This window comes from Brooklawnia sp. (assembly GCF_049651565.1).
Taxonomy (GTDB): Bacteria; Actinomycetota; Actinomycetes; order Propionibacteriales; family Propionibacteriaceae; genus Brooklawnia.
Genome location: NZ_JBASCI010000205.1, coordinates 1 through 3,485, shown reverse-complemented (window position 1 = coordinate 3,485; position 3,485 = coordinate 1). Strand labels below are relative to the sequence as shown.

General features: G+C 71.7%; 2 protein-coding genes. Both read right to left on the bottom strand.

Annotation, left to right across the window (positions count from 1 at the left end; translation table 11 throughout):
* Window positions 1–991 (bottom strand): hypothetical protein (locus WBL05_RS09575; RefSeq protein ID WP_424225491.1); only part of this gene is annotated, 991 nt, incomplete at its 3' end.
* On the bottom strand, window positions 991–3,485 hold a 2,495-nt coding region (locus WBL05_RS09570), incomplete at its 5' end, for a DUF6603 domain-containing protein (protein ID WP_424225490.1). The genes WBL05_RS09575 and WBL05_RS09570, both read right to left, overlap by 1 nt.

The following is a 3,485-nucleotide window of genomic DNA, read 5'->3' as shown; positions in this document are numbered from 1 at the left end:
CTTCCACCCCGCACCAAACCCCGGTGCCGGCGTGGATGCGCAGCCGAAGGTCCTCGCGCAGTTGCTGCACCCAGCCGGTGGTGTGCGACCAGGGCTCGGCCACCCAGGGCAGCCCGTAGTGCGGTAGGCCCAGGCGTTCCGGGCCGGCGGCGTCCCGTGCCGCCAGGGCCATCTGCCCGGCGAGCAGGTCCATCTCGGGCGGGGTCGCCGGCTGCACCTCGGCCAGCGACTGCAGGGCGCCGCGCACGTCAACCGGGCCGGTCTGCTGGCCGCCCACCCGGTAGTGCAGCTGGGCCCGGCCGAGGTCGTGCGCCGGCGGCATCTTCAGCTGCGCCGCGAGGGTTTCGAAGTCGCCACCCTCGCCGGTGCTGAAGCGCCAACTGTCCAGCGCCCGCAACTGGAGGCCGGGGGCCAGGTTGCCGTCGGCGTCCCAGGCGTCGGTGCCCTGGTCGGTGAAGGCCGGTACGAGCACGGCGACGTAGTTGGTCAGCGCCCGCAACCCGGGGTGCGGCGACATCAGCCGCGAGAACCCGCCCCCGGCCTGGTGCACGTGGGCCCAGCGCCACGACTGCGTCAGCCGGTACTGCTTGAGGACGCCAGGGGTGGCGGCAACCAGCGACCCATCGACTCGCAGCTCGTCGGTGGTGCCGACGACCAGGGCCAGCCACGGCCTCAACTGCCCTTGCGGGTTGACGGTTTCCGGGGTGTAGCGCCAACAGAAGTCGGCGTCACCGAAGTCGACGTGGGTGCGCTTGGTGGTCTCGGCGTCCGTGCTGCCGGGAGCCGGCAGCCGGCGGCGAACCGCCCTGCGGGTCAGCGACGCCACGTCCGCGGCCGACTTGAACCTGACCCTGACGCCGCCCGACGCGGCCGGGGACGCCTCGGAGTCGGTGAGGGTGACCTGCAGGTTGGCGCTGAGGCGGCCGGTTTCGTCCCGCTCGGCGGAGTTCAACACCGCAGATCGCCGCCAGCTGACGAACTTGTCGGTCATCACAGCACCCCCGCCAGCGAGACCGTGGGTGTTGAGACCGGCATGGCTGCCGTCCCGGCGTGTCTGGCGGCCAGGAACGCGTCGGCGGCATGCTGCCCGGCGGGACCGCCGACCACCTGCCACTTCTCCTGGCTCACCTTGACCTTCGGATCCTCCTTGCCGACCGGCGTACCAGCGCCGAACAGCACGCTGTTCAGCAACCCCTCGGAAAGGGCGGCGGTGACCGATGGGAAGCGCCGCCGGGCGGGCAGCCAGACGACGTTCAGCTCGTTGCTGTGGTCCTGTGCGGGTCCGGACGCCATCGCGTCCGGCACCTTCAGCCGGAATCCGGAGCGTCCGGTTGAGAAGGTGGGCCCGGACAGCGCCTCGGCGTCCGACACCGTGGTGAACGAGCCGAGCGAGAACAGGTCCTCCTCGTCGGTGGTGCTCGCGCCTTCCACGTGGACGCCCAGGGTGCGCGGCGGATCGAGCGGCCGCGCCTCGGCCCTGTGCAGCAGCCGGTCGAGCGGCACCCGCTTCTGCTCCCACACCACATCCCCGGTGGGTGCCAGCGCGGCCGCGCCCTCCCTGGTCGCCCGGGTGACCACCGCGTCGTCCGCGCCGTCACCGCGCAGGTTCGCCGGCTCGGTGATCTCGCCGGCCAGGTGAAGGGCCAGGTTGTCGATCGGCGGTGGCGCGTCCGGTGGCCGGTTGTCCAGGGTGAGGGTGATGCTCTTGCTGATCCTGATCAGCACCTTGACGCTGGCCGACCCCTTGAGCACCAGCGGCCCGGGGCCGGACAACTCACCGCGCACCCGGACGCTGGCGAACTCGATCCCGGCGAAGGTGGCCGCCATGCCGGCGTCGATCGAGGCGATGAACCGGAATGGCTTGAACTGCACCAGGGCGTCGAAGCCGAACCAGCCGTGGACGCTGATCGGCCCGATCTTGACGCCGGCCTCGGTGCGCGCACCGAACTGGACGGTGTTGGAGGTGACCGCGAAGTAGGTCTCCTGCCGGAACCAGACCAGCCCCAGGTCCAGGCTGGCGCCGGCCCGCGGTATCTGCGGCACGGCCAGGCCGCCGGGTGCGAACGCCGGGTGGAAACCGCCGATGCTGAACAGGAAGAACGGGTTGGCGCCGTAGCCGAGCCGCAGCGCCATGCCACCGGTGATCCGCAGGACGCCCAGCAGGTGCGAGTTGACCAGCGCGCCGTCGAGGAAGAACAGTGACTGGGTCAGGTCGATGCCGCCGATGAAGTCGAGCCGGAAGTAGACCAGGGCGAAGTCCTCGGTGCCGACCACCAGCCGGCCGCTGCCGGCGATGAAGATCTTCCGTGGGCCGGGCAGCTCGATGAACAGGCCGACGTCCAGCTTGATGATGTACAGCCAGTTCATCTGGAACGTCGGCCCGAAGACGTGGACGCCGCGCTCGGCCGGGAAGAGCTGCGCCATCTCGCCCAGGATGCGGGGGGCGTTGCGGGTGGGGTCGTCGGTGAACAGCACGTCTCCGGCGGTGCCGCTGACCAGCCGGTCGCGCAGCCGGTCGGTGTCGGCGCGCCGGTTGATGCCGATCAGCCCGCCGAACCCGGAGATGGCGAAGCCGAAGCCGATCTGCACGCCCGGCGGCGGCAGCCGCACCCCGATCACCGCGGCGAACGAGACCTCACCGCCCGGCAGCTCCTTGTACAGCCCATAGGCGAAGGCGCCGATGCCGAGGATCTTCAGGCTCAGGGCGCCGCCGTACTCACCCTGGGCCAGTCGGCCGAAGAAGCCGCCACCGGATACCGGACCGGCCGCCAGCGTCAGCCCGATCCCGGACGGCTCCACCACCCCCACGTTGCCGGTGCGCCAGCGTCCCAGCCACGCCCCGGCCCCGCCCAGGGTGGCCTTGAGCGGTCCGAGTTCGGCGCGGGCGTCGAACCTGAGCAGGACGCGGAAGTCGAGCCGGCGACCGTTCACCGCCGACTCCAGCCTGATCAGGACGTCGTCCAGCCACAGCCCGGCACCGCTGCCGCCGAGGGCGAAGCCCAGGTGCCTGGGAATGTCCAGCCCGAGCAGCAGTCCATCCCCCGGGGCGCTGCTGCCGAGCCCGACCCCTTGCAGGAAGGCCAGGTCGAGCTGCGAGGTGAACCTGATCTGGCCGGGCAGGGCCAGTCCGAACGTGATCGGCCTGAGCAGGTCGGTGCCGAGCGCGAGGCGGATCCGGTCCAGCGACAGCTGGAGCCCGAAGACCGCCTCGCCGGGGTCGGGCGAGAGGCTGACTCCCACCCCCATTTCACCGAGGGCCAGGTGGGTGCCGTTCCGGTCACCGAAGAGGAACGCGTCGGCATCGGACGGCGCGCCTCGGGTCAGTTGGACGCGCGACCGGGCGGTGGCGCGTCCGGCCGTCGAGGTGTCGATGGCGTTGCCGGCGATCCGGACGCGGACCTCCACCGAGCCCGCCCCGTCGGTGTCGCCAGTGAGCTGCCATGCGGTGCCCCACAGACTCAGCCGGGTGGCGCGCAGCGTGCCGG